General features: G+C 56.6%; 11 protein-coding genes, 1 tRNA gene, 1 rRNA gene and 1 pseudogene. 12 read left to right on the forward strand and 2 right to left on the reverse strand.

What is annotated here, in order from left to right:
* Window positions 1-10: 10 nt before the first annotated feature.
* Window positions 11-127: ribosomal RNA gene (rrf, locus tag VQ071_RS25435) — 5S ribosomal RNA — on the forward strand.
* Window positions 128-862: 735 nt separating this feature from the next.
* Here rrf and VQ071_RS25440 read toward each other — a convergent pair.
* Window positions 863-1,381, reverse strand: a complete 519-nt coding sequence (locus VQ071_RS25440; protein WP_340517120.1) for a hypothetical protein — start codon at window positions 1,379-1,381, stop codon at window positions 863-865.
* A gap of 20 nt (window positions 1,382-1,401) precedes the next feature.
* Here VQ071_RS25440 and VQ071_RS25445 point away from each other — a divergent pair, with 20 nt between their 5' ends.
* The gene (locus tag VQ071_RS25445; RefSeq protein ID WP_340517122.1) at window positions 1,402-5,643 is read left to right on the forward strand and encodes an Ig-like domain-containing protein; all 4,242 of its coding nucleotides are present in this window, start codon (window positions 1,402-1,404) and stop codon (window positions 5,641-5,643) included.
* A 275-nt stretch (window positions 5,644-5,918) separates the two neighbouring features.
* Window positions 5,919-6,152: a hypothetical protein gene (locus tag VQ071_RS25450; RefSeq protein WP_340517124.1), complete on the forward strand. Its 234-nt coding sequence runs from the start codon at window positions 5,919-5,921 to the stop codon at window positions 6,150-6,152.
* Between the two features lie 33 nt (window positions 6,153-6,185).
* Here the strand turns inward: VQ071_RS25450 and VQ071_RS25455 are convergent, their stop codons facing one another.
* The gene (locus tag VQ071_RS25455) at window positions 6,186-6,866 is read right to left on the reverse strand and encodes a DUF6022 family protein (RefSeq protein ID WP_340517126.1); all 681 of its coding nucleotides are present in this window, start codon (window positions 6,864-6,866) and stop codon (window positions 6,186-6,188) included.
* A gap of 101 nt (window positions 6,867-6,967) precedes the next feature.
* Here VQ071_RS25455 and VQ071_RS25460 point away from each other — a divergent pair, with 101 nt between their 5' ends.
* From VQ071_RS25460 to VQ071_RS25500, 9 genes and pseudogenes are all read left to right on the forward strand, one after another.
* On the forward strand, window positions 6,968-7,708 hold the full coding sequence (locus tag VQ071_RS25460; RefSeq protein WP_340517128.1) for a TetR/AcrR family transcriptional regulator C-terminal domain-containing protein: 741 nt from the start codon (window positions 6,968-6,970) through the stop codon (window positions 7,706-7,708).
* Between the two features lie 136 nt (window positions 7,709-7,844).
* Complete coding sequence (gene guaB, locus VQ071_RS25465; RefSeq protein WP_340517130.1) at window positions 7,845-9,302, forward strand: IMP dehydrogenase; 1,458 nt, start codon at window positions 7,845-7,847, stop codon at window positions 9,300-9,302.
* Between the two features lie 144 nt (window positions 9,303-9,446).
* Window positions 9,447-10,787: a D-alanyl-D-alanine carboxypeptidase family protein gene (locus tag VQ071_RS25470; protein ID WP_445293337.1), complete on the forward strand. Its 1,341-nt coding sequence runs from the start codon at window positions 9,447-9,449 to the stop codon at window positions 10,785-10,787.
* 87 nt (window positions 10,788-10,874) lie between these two features.
* On the forward strand, window positions 10,875-11,756 hold the full coding sequence (gene pdxS / locus VQ071_RS25475; protein ID WP_340517134.1) for a pyridoxal 5'-phosphate synthase lyase subunit PdxS: 882 nt from the start codon (window positions 10,875-10,877) through the stop codon (window positions 11,754-11,756).
* 116 nt (window positions 11,757-11,872) lie between these two features.
* Window positions 11,873-12,451, forward strand: coding sequence for a pyridoxal 5'-phosphate synthase glutaminase subunit PdxT (gene pdxT, locus VQ071_RS25480; RefSeq protein ID WP_340517136.1), 579 nt, complete (start codon window positions 11,873-11,875; stop codon window positions 12,449-12,451).
* 52 nt (window positions 12,452-12,503) lie between these two features.
* A complete protein-coding gene (gene serS / locus VQ071_RS25485) occupies window positions 12,504-13,793 on the forward strand; it encodes a serine--tRNA ligase (protein WP_340517138.1) in 1,290 nt (429 codons plus the stop codon).
* 79 nt (window positions 13,794-13,872) lie between these two features.
* Window positions 13,873-13,961: transfer RNA gene (locus tag VQ071_RS25490), tRNA-Ser, on the forward strand.
* 644 nt (window positions 13,962-14,605) lie between these two features.
* Window positions 14,606-15,369: pseudogene (locus tag VQ071_RS25495) on the forward strand (IS5 family transposase).
* A 639-nt stretch (window positions 15,370-16,008) separates the two neighbouring features.
* Window positions 16,009-17,412 (forward strand): Kelch repeat-containing protein, encoded by a 1,404-nt coding sequence (locus tag VQ071_RS25500; protein WP_340517142.1) that lies wholly within the window; start codon window positions 16,009-16,011, stop codon window positions 17,410-17,412.
* Window positions 17,413-17,455: the final 43 nt, after the last annotated feature.

Genomic DNA, 17,455 nt, shown 5'->3' on the forward strand with positions numbered 1-17,455 from the left:
AAACAGTAGGTCTGGTGGTAATGGCGGAGGGGTCCCACGCGTACCCATCTCGAACACGACCGTTAAGCCCTCCAGCGCCGATGGTACTTGGACCGCAGGGTCCTGGGAGAGTAGGACGTCGCCAGGCCAATAGCAGCACAAAGAGAACCACCTTCTTCGGAGGGTGGTTTTTTTGTGCAATTCGGGGTTCAGTGCGTCCAGTTAAAGCCTGCATTCTTTGCAGGTTTTCTGGTTGTTGTCTGGGGCTAGGCCGGTCAGCTCCGGCGCCTGGAGATCGGGTTCATTGCGCCCATTAACCTAAAGCCTGCATCCATACATCTTTTTCGGCCGAAATGCACGGTTTTGGAGCAAATGCCTGCAATTATGCATCCTTTTAGGCGCGCGGCGCGAATAGCAGTAGCCTTTCGGCCCCAAAACCTGCAAATATGCAGGCTTTGGGGTGTATGGACCGGCGGCGTGGCTAAAGCCTGTATATTTGCAGGTTTTGGGATGCGATGTCCACCGGCGCTTCTAAAGCCTGCACTTTTGCAGGTTTTACGGTTGTTTGTCTAGAACTAGGCCGCTCAGCTCCGGCGCCTGAGGGTGGGGGTTCATTGCGTCCAGTTAAAGCCTGCACTGTTGCAGGCTTTACGGTTATTTGTCTGGGGCTAGGCCGGTCAGCTCCGGCGCTTAGAGATCGGGTTCATTGCGCCCGTCCACCTAAAGCCTGCATCCATACATCTTTTTCGACCGAGATGCACAGTTTTGGAGCAAAAGCCTGCAATTGTGCATCCTTTTAGGCGCGCAGCGCGAATAACAGTAGCCTGCCGGCCCTAAAGCCTGCATATTTGCAGGTTTTGGGGTGTATGGGTCGGCGGCGTGTCTAAAGCCTGCATATTTGCAGGTTTTGGGGTGTATGGACCGGCGGCGTGTCTAAAGCCTGCAGATTTGCAGGTTTTGGGATGCGATGTCCACCGGCGTGTCTAAAGCCTGCATATTTGCGGGTTTTTCCGGTTGTTTGTCTAGAACTATGCCGCTCAGCTCCGGCGCCTGAGGGTGGGGGTTCATTGCGTCCAGTTAAAGCCTGCACTGTTGCAGGTTTTGGGGTGCGATGTCCACCGGCGCTTCTAAAGCCTGCATATTTGCAGGTTTTTCCGGTTGTTTGTCTAGAACTCGGCCGGTCAGCTCCGGCGCCTGGAGGTGAAGCATTGGGAGGTGACACCTTCTTCGGAGGGTGGTTTTTTTGTTTATACACCCTGTAAGTTTCAAAAAGAATAGCAGTATCAATAATGAGTTGAAAATCTCTAAATACTGTCCGATACCAAAGGAATGTAAAGAAAATTGTCGAAAATGAGAAGGAGGCAACAAACCCTTTGCGAACATCGATTTTATTCTCTTGCATCTTAGAAGGAGTTCATGAACATGAAAAAGCAATGGGCGCTGTATGTGGCTGGGGCGGCGCTGCTGATGGCAACGGCCCCGACGCATGGCTATGCAGCGACTGCGAATGGTCCAAAAGCAAACGCAAGCTTTAAAGATCTGACAGGCTTGTCGGAGCCTGTGAAAGAGGCTATAGATGAGGCGGTAGACAAGGGCCTGCTGCAGGGGGATATGCTGGGCAACTTCCGTCCGAATGCGAGTCTGACGCGTCAAGAGCTTGCAGTGATCATTCAGCGTGCATTGGATCTGCCGTTGGACGAATCGACTAAACGCTATAAAGATGTGGATCCGGATGGCTGGGCGGCCAAAGCCATCACTGCCGTAAGCTCGGCAGGCATCATGCAGGGAGATGGCAAAGGCCGGTTTATGCCTAAAGGGTTATTGACGCGGCAGGAAATGGCTGCCCTGCTGCTTCGCGCGGCCGGCGTCCAGCCGGAGGGCAATGCTGTGGAAAATCCGGGCCTGTCGGATTGGGCAGCGGTGAGCAATTGGGCGAAGCCCTATGTCAGCGAGTCGGTGAGGCTCAACAATATAAAGGTGACTGGCGGCAAGTTCGAACCGTCTGCCACGGTCAAGCGGCAGGAAGTCGCCGGGATGCTGCTGAACAATTTTTATCCGGTAGCCCGTACGAGTACGCTGTCGGATGTCGGCGAGGGACAAGCCCGGGTGAACGGAATACGCTACAGGCTGTCGGCAGATGCTGCGGCACTTATTAAACCGGAAAATGCCGCCGTCTTGAAAAATGCGGCCATTACTGTTGAGACCGAAGGCGATATGATCACGCGGGTGACTTCGTTGACGCTGCGCGCAAGCGGTCAACCGGCCGCTTCGAATGAAAAAGAGTTCAGCGGAAATCTGATGCTCGACGGCGGAGGCGCCACTGTGGAAGGCGATGTGGCGGTCGAGGCTGACTATATCAGCATTAGAGATCTCAAGGTTAAAAAGAACTTCACGATCGGCAAGCAGCTTGAAAACGACTTCTACGGTCTGGACCTTCAAGTGGACGGGCGGACGAACGTGCTGGGGGGAGACAGCAACACGGTCGTCTTCGAGAACTCGACGCTGCCGACGGTCGATATCAATAAGTCGGATGTCCGGGTCGAAGCGACAGGAACGACGAAGATTGAACAGATGAACGTCATGTCTAATGCTACGATCGTGGGAAGCATGACGGCGGATGTATCTCAAGTATACGTCACCGGCAACGCGACACAGATCGAGGTCCAGGGCAACCTGGGCAACTTGACGCTGTCGGGCTCGCAGCCGATGACGATCGTCGGCAATGCGGTTATCGGTACGCTCGCGGTGCAGACGTCGGCGCCTGTCCTCTTAAACAATTCGGGTACGGTCAATCGGCTGGAAGTGAATGTATCGTCGGCTCAAGTCACGGCAACGCCGTCATTGAACGTAAATTCGGTCATACTGGGTTCGGGCGTACCTGCTTCTACGGTGACAGGCGCCACGACATCTCCGCCCGTGAATACGGCTCCTTATATCGTTACGGAGCTGCCAGGCACGCTGCTCCAGCTCGCGGACGGGTCCACGACAATCAATCTCGTCCCTTACTTCAGGGATGACGAGCAAACTAAGCTTCATTATACGGTGGCATCGACCCCCGCCACTACTGTAAAAGCGGCAGTCGACGCGAACGGTCTGCTGACGCTCACGCCTCTTAAATCCGGAACCTCGAGAATCGTGATCGCAGTGGACGACGGTCTGGGCAAAAAGGTGACGACTACGTTCACCGCGACCGTTAATACCGCGCCTGTGGCCTCAGAACTGGCGGATCAACGCAAGGCGCTGACGACGGGTGATCTTGTACTGGACCTAAGCCAATGGTTCACGGATGCGGAGCGTGATCCGATCAGCTATCAAGCGGAGTCGGACAACGAAGCGATAGCCGCAATTGTCTTGACCGGCGACCAGCTGACTGTGACGCCTCTTCAGGTTGGCAGCACGCCGATCACGATAACGGCCGACGACGGGAGAGGCGGCAAGTCGACCAGGACGTTCGTGATGACGGTCGATCCGGTGCCGAATCAAGCGCCGACGTTGACTGAATCAGTCATGACGAATCAAAATCTGCTCATCGGAGCAAACGCGTATACGCTCGATGTGGGGGAGTACTTCGCGGACCCGGAACAGCAACCGTTGACGTATGCGGCCGAGAGCTCCGATCCGGCTGTCGCCAAGGTGGCAATGAACGGCTCGCAGCTGTCCGTTCAAGCGCTCAAGGTGGGCTCAACCGTCGTGAAGGTTACGGCAATAGACGTCCATGACGCCGCAGTATCGGCTTCGTTTACGGTCACGGTCCCGAATCGCCTGCCGCAGGCGGGCATCGCTCCGGCGGGCGCGCAGGCATATGTGGGAAAAGCCGATTATACGCTGGACGTATCCGAGCTATTCTCCGACGCGGACGGTCAGCCGTTAACGTATGAGGTGGAATCCGGCTCCCCATCGATAGCGACGGCGGCATTGGCAGGTCCGCAATTGTCCGTTCATGCGTTAGCCGTAGGCAGTACAGAGCTGACGGTCACGGCGACGGACGATCAGGGCGGCACCGAGAGCCTGAAGTTCGTGGTAGAGGTGCCGAATCAGAAGCCGTCCGAGATTGCACCGCAGACCGATCTGACGATGACGAAGGGCGACGAGCAAATTGTGGACCCGGCGGCTGTATTCGCGGATCCGGAAGGACAGCCGCTCACGTACACCGTGGCCGTGTCGGACCCGGCGATCGCCTCTGCGACTATCGAGGCCGGACAGGTTAAGATTATCGCCCTGGCGCCGGGAGATATCAAGGTTGAGCTGACGGCAAAGGATAGCCTGGGTGCCGAGAATACATCCAAGTTCAACGTGAAAGTCGTCAATCGCAAGCCGGTCGCATCGAGCCAGCCGCAGGACATGACACTTCATCTCGGAGACGGCGATCAAGAGCTTGACCCGGCGGATTACTTCAGCGACCCCGACGGTCAGTCGCTCGTCTATACGGCCCAATCGTCCAATGCGGGCGTAGCAGCCGTGACGACGAGCAACGGCAGAGTCGTCATCCACGTGGTCGGCATTGGCACGGCAAATGTGACATTGACCGCGACGGATCCGCTGAACGCTTCGGAGCAAGCGTCGTTCACCGTCGATGTGCCGAACAGAGCGCCGTATGCGGCGCATCCGCCGGCGAACCGTACGTTGACCGTCGGAGGCGCGGACGTTGTCCTGGATCTGTCCGGCGTATTCGAAGACGACGATGGCCAAGCGCTGACCTTCGAAGCGACGGATTCGGATGAGACGGTCGCCGTATCTCATGTCAGCGGCAGCATGCTGACGATCCATGCGCTCTCGCAGGGCGCCAGCACCGTCACGCTCCGGGCGAAGGACAGCATGGGAGCGACGGCGACCGCAGCACTTGAAGTGACGATCCAGGCCAAGCCGCCGAATCAGCCGCCAAAAGTCGATACCGCACCATCCGATCAGTCAATTGCGATAGGATCGAGCGATTACAAGCTTAATCTGGCGACAGTATTCAGCGATCCGGACGGCGATACGCTGACATACACGGCGGTCGCTCAAAATTCGACTATCGCGACAGCCGCAGTCAGCGGCTCGCAATTGACGGTTCACGCGCTCAGTCCGGGCGCCACCAAGGTTACGCTGACGGCAACGGATGGTGCTGGCGCTTCGCAGTCCGCGAGCTTCACGGTGACGGTGACCGGGGTGCAGAACAATAGACCGGAAGTAGTCGCCGTCATTCCAGAGCAGGTCCTGACGGGCGGGGTGACGAATACAAGATCATTCGATCTGAGCCAATTGTTCGAGGACCCGGACGGAGATGCGATGACCTTCTCCGCGGTCGGCTCCGTACCTGGCGCAGTGACGGTATCGGTGAGCGACGGCATGATATCGCTCTCCGCCGGCGCATCGGCAGGGGTCTCGACGATCACGATCACGGCGGACGACGGCAAAGGCGGTACAGGCCAGTATTCGTTGGTCGTCCGAAATGCCCCGCTGATGGCCGGCGGCAGGCTCACCGTGACGATTAATCAGCCGATCGATCTCGCGGCGTATTTTCCGGGGGAGAACGTCTTTAAGATGTATGCCGGTACGGCCGATTCTACGTTCATCGGACCGACAACGCTGAATGGGACGACTTGGGCGCCGGTGGACCGCCTCTTTTGGACCTGGATCATCGGGGCGGACGGTAAGGCGATCGTAGTGGTAGCGAAGGCTTAACGCCCGTCGCGGGACGGATTGGACGACATAATAGATGAATTGCCATAGGGGAAGTCGGCTGCTCAATGATTGGGCAACCGGCCTCCCCTTTTGTCCGTATGCGGTGTATAGATGACAGCGGAACGAAGTCTGCGACGATCCGTATAAGAGAGAATGGCGGCATATATTCAGGAATTTTTAAGTCGGATTTAATATTGAGTTCAAATAACGGGGTTAAGATAATAGCATACCTCAATATCTCAATATCTCATTGAATACCGGAAGGCGGATAACAAATGGCTAAGATCATCGTGGCAAGTACGCTGGCGCTGGCGATCAGCATGGGAGGGGCGTTCTGGGGCAACGGAGCCCAAGCCTCGACATCCAGCGCGAAGCTGCAAACGGAGCAGTGGATGTGGAATATCGGTGCACTGGCCGATCACGGAGGCGCCAAGGATAAGGAGAGCAATCCGGACGAAGACGATACCGGCGGCGCTCCTGCCGACACCGTGACCGACGGCGTGGAGTAATGAATTGGACGAATACTGGCGATTCAGCCAGCTTTAACTGTGGGTGGGCCGCTTGAAAAATGCGATCATCTTGTCCCCTGCTGTCGAGACATGAATCAGCTCCCATCCATAGCGTCCCCAATGGGCAAGCGACTCGTCCAGCAGCCAACTGGACAGCTGGCCCTCTTCATCGGGCGTTGTACAGTCTCCGATAGAGATGTCGGTGGCGTATTCCCAGCGCTGTGCCGGTCTGCCCGGACGGGGAGCATCCGGCAGGCGCTCCTGCGGGAGATCCCAGCGGACGCGGACGGATGCCCGGGAGAGCGCCCGGATGATGTCCGGACGGTCCGTAACATCCAGCGCGATCAATCGGGGCGGACGCGGAATGTGAAAAGCGGCATGCGAGTGATACACCTGCAGCACCAGCGTACATAGCGGGTGCCCCTCCGCATTCTTCATCACGTACCAGGCGCACCTCTCCCGTTCCTCCGGCGGTCCCCAATTTTCCAACGAGTCCCTGCGGTTAAAGCCCGCCTTGATCTGATATCCCTCCTCAGCTATACGCTCAAATACGGGCGCCATGAACTTCTGAATCCAGGCACCGTAGGCGCGATCTCCAAACTTCTCGAACATCTCCGCGAGCTCATGTTGCTGCTGTGTCCACACTTCCTGCCAGCTGTCGGCTAATATCCGGTTAAGTGTCCGGACGAGCGCGTCTGTCTGCTGTGCTGTCATAGTAATCAACCTCCGCTTAATTGAACAGTGATAAATTATAATTGAACAGTGTTATATTATGACATTGTGATATAATTGTCAAAACAAATCGGAGGACGATCATGGCACGAAGGCGAATCCGACAAGCTGCAACGGAGGAAGGGCAAGAAGGACATGAGCCGCTGCATACGCCGCTCGACCGGTCCCGAATCGAGGCGATCGTGCTGCAGTTGCTGCGGGACGGCGGTCTGGAGAGCTTGAGCATGCGCAAGATTGCGGACGCGCTGGGCGTGAAGGCATCTGCGCTCTATTATCACGTGAAGGATAAGGAGCAGCTGCTTCACTGGCTTGCGGAGCGCATCAGCGCCGATGTAGGGTATCCGGACAATCGAGGGCCATGGCGCGAGCAGCTTCGGCAATGGGCCGGTCAGTTCCGTCATGCGCTGCGCCGCTATCCGGATGCAGTATCGATTATGAATGCCACCCTGGCGGCGAGTCCCGAGCGTCTCGCACAGATCGAATATTTGTTTCGGACGCTGATCGAGGCCGGATTCCGGGATACGCAGGTGCCGTGGCTGGCTTCCATGCTTAAAAGTTACATCTACGGCTATGTTGAGGAAGAGAACCGATTGTCGGAGATGGCCCAGTCGGCTTCGCTAAGTCAAAGCGAGCATGGGCACCGTCAGCGCGAACGGTTCGAGGGGCTGTCCGAGGCGCGATACCCGAATATGGTCAGGCTCGCGGCATATACGACCGCCGTAGATTGGGATGCCGAATTCGACTTCGGGCTGAGCGTGCTGCTGGATGGTTTGGAGGCTCGTCTGGACGACGGAGGAAGGGCGCCGGAGCCGCACGGGGATTGAATATGTACCTGCAGGCTCTGTCGGTCTTGACGGGCCCTCGCTGTGCCTTGACAGCCCCTAGAGCCTCTGCTAAGATTGCCTATAATTCAATTTCGGCAACGTTAAAATATCGCATTTCCAAAGGAGGAAATTGTTCGTGTGGCAAAATAAATTCGCCAAGGAAGGCTTGACGTTCGACGATGTCCTGCTCATCCCCCGCAAGTCGTCGATCCTGCCGAGGGACGTCAGCGTGCAGACGGCGCTCAGCCCTTCCGTGAAGCTGAATATTCCGTTGATCAGCGCCGGCATGGACACGGTCACGGAATCGGCTCTGGCGATCGCCATCGCTCGCGAGGGCGGCATCGGCATCATTCATAAGAACATGTCGGTCGCCCAGCAGGCCGAGGAAGTGGATCGCGTCAAGCGCTCGGAGAGCGGCGTCATCACGAATCCATTCTCGCTGACCCCCGACCATCATGTGTACGATGCCGAGGAGTTGATGGGCAAGTACCGGATCTCCGGCGTGCCGATCACGGACGGCGAGGGCAAGCTGGTCGGCATTCTGACGAACCGCGACCTGCGCTTCGTGCACGATTACTCGATCAAGATCAAAGAAGTGATGACCAGCGAGAATCTGGTTACCGCGCCGGTAGGCACGACGCTGCAGGAGGCCGAGCTGCTGCTGCAGAAGCACAAGATCGAGAAGCTGCCGCTCGTGGACGATTCCAATACGCTGAAGGGTCTCATCACCATCAAGGACATCGAGAAGGCGATCCAGTTCCCGAATGCGGCCAAGGACAAGCATGGGCGTCTGCTCGCAGGAGCTGCCGTCGGCGTATCCAAGGACACGTTCGAGCGCGCGGATGCGCTCGTGAAGTCCGGCGTGGATGTGCTCGTGGTCGATTCGGCGCACGGCCACCACATCGATATCGTGACGATGGTCCGCAAGCTGCGCGAGCGGTTCCCCGAGCTGACGATCGTAGCCGGCAACGTGGCGACGGGCGAAGCGACGCGCGATCTGATCGAAGCCGGCGCATCGGTCGTCAAGGTCGGCATCGGGCCGGGCTCGATCTGCACGACGCGCGTCATCGCAGGCATCGGCGTGCCGCAGATCACGGCGATCTACGACTGCGCCTCTGTCGCGCGGGAGTACAACATTCCGATCATCGCGGACGGCGGCATCAAGTATTCGGGCGAGATCACCAAGGCGATCGCGGCGGGCGCGAGCGCGGTCATGCTCGGCAGCTTGTTCGCCGGCACCGAGGAGAGCCCGGGCGAGTCCGAGATCTACCAGGGCCGCCGGTACAAGTCGTACCGGGGTATGGGTTCGATCGGCGCGATGAAGGAAGGCTCCAAGGACCGCTACTTCCAAGAGGACGACTCCAAGCTCGTGCCGGAGGGCATCGAAGGCCGCCTGCCGTACAAGGGTCCGCTGCGCGACACGCTGCATCAGCTGCTGGGCGGTCTGCGCTCCGGTATGGGCTACTGCGGCACGGCGACGCTCGATGAGCTGAAGAACGACACCGCGTTCGTCCGGATCACGGGCGCAGGCCTGCGCGAGAGCCATCCGCATGACGTGCAGATCACGAAGGAAGCGCCGAATTACTCGATGTAACCTTAAATACCGTTATTTTAGCAGAGCCGCAGGGTGTCTATCGCCGCCTTGCGGCTTTTGCCTTTGAATGCGGTGTGTTACAATAACAGACGGAGTTCACGGCCTCGTCCGACTCATAATCAGCTGTGAAAAAGGAGAGACCGCGTGTTGAATCAAGCTTATAACCGGTATACGAAGCGTACTGCCCTCATGTTCAAGCTACTTGTCGTTCTGCTTCTGGCCGCTCTGTTGCAAGCGATGCTGCTGCCGCGATCCTCGGCCGCCGGGAACGATATCAGCGGCCTTCAATTAAATGTGAAATCTGCATTCCTGATGGACGCGGACACCGGTCAGGTGCTGTACGATAACAATGCGGACACCCCGCTGCCGCCTGCCAGCATGACCAAGATGATGACGGAATATCTGGTGTTCAAGGCGATTCAGGAGGGCAAGATCTCCTGGGAGCAGCAGATCACGATCCAGGAGAACGCAGCCAAGCAGATCGGCAGCCGCGTCTTGCTGGCCGTCGGCGACAAGCATACGGTGCGCGAGCTGTACATCGCGATGGCCGTCGGCTCCGCCAACGACGCGACCGCGCAGCTCGCCGAGACGGTCGCAGGCTCGGAGGAAGCATTCGCCAAGCTCATGAACGAGGCGGCGAAGGAGCTGGGCATGAACAACTCCCACTTCATCAACTCGACAGGTCTGGACCGCGCGGATATGCCGGAAGCCTACCGTCCGAAGTCGATTGAAGGCGAGACGGAGATGTCCGCGCATGACTCGGCGCTGTTGGCTTATCATATATTGAAGGATTACCCCGAGTTCCTGGAGTACTCGAAGATTCAATCGTTCAAGTTCCGCGAGCGGGACAAGGAACCGATGTACAACTGGGACTGGATGCTGGAGTCCAACAAGAGCGTGACGAACTTCAAGAAGTTCGCCTATCCCGGCGTCGACGGCCTCAAGACGGGCCATACGTCGAGAGCGGGCAACTGCTTCACGGGCACGTCGATGCAGAAGGGCACGCGCCTGATCGCAGTCGTCATGGGCGTCCCCGGCGGCATGAACGACGGCAAGCGGTTCCTGGAGACGGCCAAGCTGTTCGACTACGGCTTCAACAACTTCGAGAAGAAGACGCTTGTACAGCCCAAGACCGCGATCGCGGAGCACGAGACGCTGAAGGTCAAGAAGGGCGGCAAAAAGTCGGTGCAGATCGTCACCGGCCAGGACGTCACGGTCATGCTGCCGAAGACGAGCAAGGTAGAAGCGCAGCTCAAGGAAGTCGTGCCGACGAGCGACCCGCTGGTCGCGCCGTTGAAGCAAGGGGATAAGGTCGGCAAGGCCACCTACACATACAAGGATCCCGTCACGCAGGAGGACAAGACGGTCACCGTCGATCTGGTCGCGACGGAGGACGTGAACAAGGCGGGCTGGTTCAAGCTGATGCTGCGCGCGATCGGCGCCTTCTTCAGCGGACTGTTCAAGGGCATCGTCAACCTGTTCTGAGCGCCGGTAATCCCGAGCGGACGGGTTGTCTATCGGAGTCCATTCCTGTAAAATAAATGCTTAGAATGTATTGGAGGCGTGGGTAAAATGGAGACAGGCACATCGAGAGTTAAGCGCGGCATGGCAGAGATGCAAAAGGGCGGCGTCATCATGGACGTCATGAACGCCGAGCAGGCAAAGGTCGCCGAAGCGGCCGGCGCTACGGCAGTTATGGCGCTCGAGCGCGTACCGTCCGACATTCGGGCGGCCGGCGGCGTAGCCCGCATGGCGGACCCGACGATCGTCGAAGAGGTCATGAAGGTCGTCAGCATTCCCGTCATGGCGAAGGCACGGATCGGCCATTATGTAGAGGCCAAGGTACTGGAATCGCTCGGCGTCGACTACATTGACGAGAGCGAAGTGCTCACGCCTGCGGACGACGTCTTCCATATCAGCAAGGCCGACTTCACGGTGCCATTCGTCTGCGGCGCCAAGGACCTGGGCGAGGCGCTTCGCCGCATCCAGGAGGGCGCGTCCATGCTGCGCACGAAGGGCGAGCCGGGCACGGGCAACATCGTCGAGGCCGTCCGTCATATGCGCCTCATCACGGGTCAGATCCGCAAGGTTCAGAACCTGTCCAAGGACGAGCTGTACCACGAAGCCAAGACGCTGGGCGTACCGTACGACCTGCTGCTGGGCGTTCATGAGACGGGCCGTCTGCCGGTCGTCAACTTCGCCGCCGGCGGCATCGCGACGCCTTCGGACGCTGCGCTCATGATGCACCTGGGCTCCGACGGCGTATTCGTCGGCTCCGGCATCTTCAAGTCCGACAGCCCGGAGAAGTTCGCCCGCGCGATCGTCGAAGCGACGACGCACTACCAGGACTACGAGCTGATCGCCCGCGTCTCCAAGAACCTCGGTACGCCGATGAAGGGCATCGAGATCTCCAAGCTGGAGCTGTCCCAGCGCATGCAGGACCGCGGCATCTAATCGCCGACGCCGGCTAAGCTACAGATTCGGGCGGCCTCGCCCCGGCACTTCTGCCGGCCGCGAGGCCGCCCCGATTGGTTTTACGAAGGCTCAGTGAAAAAGGAAGGTCGATTCGAATGAAAATCGGAGTTCTGGCGCTGCAGGGCGCGGTAGCGGAACACATCCGCAGCATCGAGCTCGCCGGCGGCGAGGGCGTCGCGGTCAAGCGGACCGAGCAGCTGGAGGAGATCGGCGGGCTCATCATCCCCGGCGGCGAGAGCACGACGATCGGCAAGCTGATGCGCAAGTACGGCTTCATCGAAGCGGTGCGCGTCTTCGCCGCGGCAGGCAAGCCGGTATTCGGCACCTGCGCAGGCCTGATCGTGCTGGCCGAGCGTCTGAGCGGCGACGAGGAGCCCCATCTGGGGCTGATGGATATGACGGTCGCGCGCAATGCGTTCGGCCGTCAGCGCGAGAGCTTCGAGACCGATCTGCCCGTCAAGGGCATCGATTCCCCGCTGCGCGCTGTATTCATCCGTGCGCCGCTCATCACCGAGGTTGGTCCGGACGTCGAGGTGTTGTCCGTCTACAAGGACGAGATCGTCACCGCGAGGCAGGGACATCTGCTCGCCGCCTCGTACCATCCGGAGCTGACGGACGATTACCGTCTGCACGGCCTGTTCCTCGATATGGCGCGCGAGGCCGCCCGAGGATAAGCATAGAGCCCGCACATCACCCCGAGAGCGGGGGCAGGAGGTACTACCACCCATGATCGATATCAAGCTGCTGCGCACCGACTACGCCAAGGTCGCGGATGCGCTCGCGAAGCGGGGCGCCTCGGAAGAGCTGATCGCCGCATTTCCCGCGATCGACGCGAGACGCCGCGAGCTGCAGACCGAGAGCGACAACCTCAAGAACCGCCGCAACGTCGTCTCCCAGGAGGTCGCCAAGCTGAAGAAAAGCGGCGGCGACGCCGATAGCCTCATCGCCGAGATGAAGGACGTCGGCGACCGCATCAAGCAGATCGACGAGGAGCTCCGCGGCCTCGAGAGCGAATCCGAGGCGCTGCTGCTCGCCGTGCCGAACATCCCGCACGAGAGCGTGCCTGTCGGCGCCTCCGAAGCCGACAATGTCGAGATCCGCCGCGTCGGCGAGCAGACGAGCCTCGGCTTCGAGCCGAAGGCGCACTGGGAGATCGCCGAGGGTCTGGGCATTCTCGACTTCGAGGCGGCTGCCAAGGTGACGGGCTCGCGCTTCGTCTTCTACAAGGGCCTCGGCGCCCGCCTCGAGCGCGCGCTGATCAACTTCATGATGGACCTGCATGCGGACCGTCACGGCTACGAGGAGATTCTGCCGCCCTACATCGTCAATCGCGACAGCCTTGTCGGTACGGGCCAACTGCCCAAGTTCGAGGAGGATCTGTTCAAGCTTGCAGATACCGACTACTATCTGATCCCGACGGCCGAGGTGCCGGTCACGAATCTGCACCGCGACGAGATTCTGTCCAAGGACCAGCTGCCGCGCAAGCTCGTGGCGTTCAGCGCGTGCTTCCGCTCGGAAGCGGGCGCGGCAGGACGGGATACGCGCGGACTGATCCGCCAGCACCAGTTCAACAAGGTGGAGCTCGTCCAGCTCGTCGATCCGCAGACATCGTACGCGGCGCTTGAGTCGCTGACGAACGAAGCCGAGCGCGTGCTGCAGCTGCTCGGGCTGCCGTATCGCGTGCTCGCGCTCTGCACGGGCGACATGGGCTTCGGCTCCGCCAAGACGTACGATCTCGAGGTGTGGCTGCCGAGCATGGCGACGTACCGCGAGATCTCGTCGTGCACGAACTTCGAGGACTTCCAGGCGCGGCGCGCGGCCATCCGCTTCCGCCGCGAGACGGGCGCGAAGCCGGAGTACGTGCATACGCTGAACGGCTCGGGACTCGCGCTCGGCCGCACGGTCGCCGCGATCCTCGAGAACTATCAGCAGGAAGACGGCACGGTCGTCGTACCCGAGGCGCTGCGCCCTTATATGGCCGGGCTCGAAGTTATCGCACCGCGCCACGGGGCTTGATCGCGCGATCCGGCGTATGATATGATTACGGAGCGGGTTGGCCGACCTCACGCGAGGAGACCAATGCCGCTCTATGCATGGAGAGATACCGAAGCGGTCATAACGGGGCGGTCTTGAAAACCGTTAGGGTGCAAGCCCACGTGGGTTCGAATCCCACTCTCTCCGCCATTACCTTATAATTCCCCGCCGTGCAAGGATTTGCGGCGATTATGACTGAAACGCACTTTACCGTTGAACGGCGGTCGGGTGCGTTTTTTTGTGTTCGTGACCGTTGGATAAAGAACAAGCGGGAGGAACGAAATATGAGCGTAAGCATGGGTAAAAAACCGCATAAACGCGGGCAAAGAAAGAATCAATTGGACATTCCACAGCGGTTAGTAGACCGCCTTACTCCTTCGGTTTTGGAAACGTCCCGCTCCACCATTCATGAAGCCGAGAAACCGCGTCCTGAGACGCTGACACTGGATAGGCTTAGGCCGCAAGACAAGCGGCAGGGGTGGCAGCTAGAGGGCTACATGAAGCACATGAACTGGTTCGCCGTTTCATGGCATCTGAGTACAGCGGTCTTGATAACTTTGGTGCCTAATCGCGATGTTATTCGTACATGGATTTCATCTATGTTGACGATACAGAAGTTGAAGCCCTCCACCATAAACATCAGATTACAATCAAATTACGGACGGTCAAGGCTAAGTTCAATTGGGCTATGAGTGAGGGATTGGACTATGAGTGAGGGATCATCTTTCTGATCGCAAGTACTAGGGCGTGTATGCAAACTATCAGAATAGCCATAATGCTGGTAAACTTATCCTATGAAGAGACGATACGAGATACGAGATGACCAATGGGAACGAATCAAAGACCTATTGCCGCCAGAACGAAAACCGCAAGGCGGACGTCCTGCCACAGATAATCGAAAAATGTTCAACGCCATGCTTTGGGTGCTTCGCTCCGGCGCGCCGTGGCGAGACCTGCCTGAGTACTATGGCTCATGGAGCAGCGTCTACAGCCGTTTCCGTCGGTGGGGAGAAGCAGGCATTTTTGATCGTATATTGGAAGTATTGGCAGCCGAACCAGACGAAGAAAGCGTGATGTTAGATGCCTCTATCGTACGTGTTCATCAACACGGCGCTGGGGCAAAAGGGGGCAGCAATTTCAAGCAATTGGACGATCCCGTGGAGGCTTAACCAGCAAGATCCATGCCCTTGTAGATGGTCTTGGCAATCCCTTACGCTTTGAAATTACTGCGGGCAACATTAACGATTGTGTGACCGGTTATGAAATCTTGCAAACCCAAGACATTCAAGGGAAAAACGTCTTGGCGGATCGCGGTTATGATACCGACAAAATCATTGCCTTATTGCAAGAGAAACAAGCTCATTCCGTCATTCCAAGTAAAAAGAATCGGACAACTCAACGGACAACCGATTGGTGGTTGTTTAAAGAACGGCACCTGGTTGAATGCCTCTTTAATAAGCTCAAACACAATCGCCGCCTGGCAGCTCGCTACGATAAATTAGCCTGTACTTTCACGGCTTTTTTAAAGTTAGCTTCTTCCATAATCTGGTTGTTATGAGGTTTGCATACACGCCCTAGTAAAGAATCAGTCTCTTTAAATTGGTCCGCAGTAACAGGCGCTACAAGCTATAACGTTAAGCGTTCGACAGCAGCAGGTGGCCCATAGGCGACAATTGCAACGGCAGTAACCGACACAACTTTCACCGACGTAGAGGTGACTAATGGCACCAAGTATTATTACATTGTCACAGCGGTAAACTCGGGTGGGGAAAGTGACAACTCTAACGAAGCGAGTGCGACATTGACTGCACCGTTACCTACTGGCCGGGCTCTCCTGACAATTCATTTGGTTGGCGGGAATGAGAAGGAATACGACCTGTCTGCTGCAGAATTGGATAACTTCCTTGATTGGACCGATTCGGCAACGCAGAATTCCAAATATAAGTTCGTGAAGAATTGGAGTAAGGTTTCGTTTAAAGCACGTGCCGAATATGTCGTGTTCGGGAAGATGGTAAACTTTGAAGTAGATGAGTATGACCCAAATGACTAATAATTTATCTACCGTCCGGCTGCGGCCTGACGGTTTTATTATACATATAACCTTCAATAGTAATGTAAAAATTTGTCGGAAAACAGACTTATTGTTCCTGAATTTCCCTTGTATGATTAGAGCATTACATATTGGGGAGTGATTGGGTTGAAGTTTTTTAAAGGCTCTCTCTGGATTGTTCTTTTATTAATAATTGTGCAATCCATGGTTATTGGGCATGCGGGCGCTGCTCCGAGCTGGAGCAATAAGGCAAACATGTCGATTGCCCACAGTTATGGTGCGAGCGCAGTTGTAAACGGTAAGCTATATGCAATATCCGGTGAGGTGTATCAAAATTATACGAATGTTGTTGAAATGTTTGATCCAACTACAAACACGTGGACTACTAAAGCCAATTATCCTATTTTAGTCGGCGGACATACTGCAGCTGCACTTAATGGTAAGATTTATGTGTTTGGTGGGTCAACTAACCGTGGGGCACCTGTGCCGGTGTCTAGCGTATACGAGTATGATCCGAACACGGATACATGGACAAAAAAGTTGGATATGCCAACTGCAAGGTTTGGAGCATCTGCAGTTGTATTTAATAACAAGATATATGTAATAGGCGGACGAACGTCATCAACAGATACGAATGTGGTTGAAGTCTATGATCCTTCCACTAATACATGGTCATCTGCCGCAAGTCTTAACTATTCTAACTTTTCTGGTGCGGCCTTTGTTTTTCAAAACAAGCTATACTTTTTAGGGAATAGGATAGAAGAGTATAATAGCGCGACAAATGAATGGACCCAACGCAGTGCAGGATACGCTCAAACCTTATATACGTATGCCATGGTGCTTCAAGGAAAAGTATATATCTATTCTTATGATGGGTTATTGAATCTTTACAATCCTATTAGTAATACATGGGACGGCACCATTTCAATTCCTTCTACAAAGAAATTGGCGTTTTATGGTGTGATTAATAACGCACTTTATTTAGCTGGATCGCACACTCCATTTTCGACTTCTACAGTGGAATATAAGCTCGATGAGATTAGTCCTGAAGCGCCTGGAAATTTGATGGCTACGGCTGGTAACTTCTTCGTCGATTTAGACTGGAATTCAGTAACCGGCGCTACGAGCTATAACATCAAGCGCTCCACGACGGCAGGCGGGCCATATACAACTATCGCGACGGCAGTAACCGGCACGACTTACAATGACACTGGCTTGACGAGTGGTACGAAGTATTACTACGTTGTTACAGCGGTAAATACAAGCGGCGAGAGCGGTAATTCAAATGAAGTGAACGCAATCCCGACTGCACCTGTATCCTCCGGACGCGCGTTGCTGACCATCCACCTCGTCGGGGGCGCTGAAAAGGAATACGATCTGGCCGCTGCTGAATTGGACAACTTCCTTGATTGGACTGAGTCAGCAACACTGAATTCCAAATTCAAATTCATGAAGACTTTTAACAAGGGACCATTTAAAGTGCGTGCCGAGTACATCGTGTTCGGAAAGATTGTAAACTTTGATGTAGATGAGTACGACCCGGAAGAGTAATTTATGGACCGCCTGGCTTCGGCCGGGAGGTTTTATTTACTCT

This window comes from Cohnella sp. 56 (genome assembly GCF_037963805.1).
Classification (GTDB): domain Bacteria; phylum Bacillota; class Bacilli; order Paenibacillales; family Paenibacillaceae; genus Cohnella.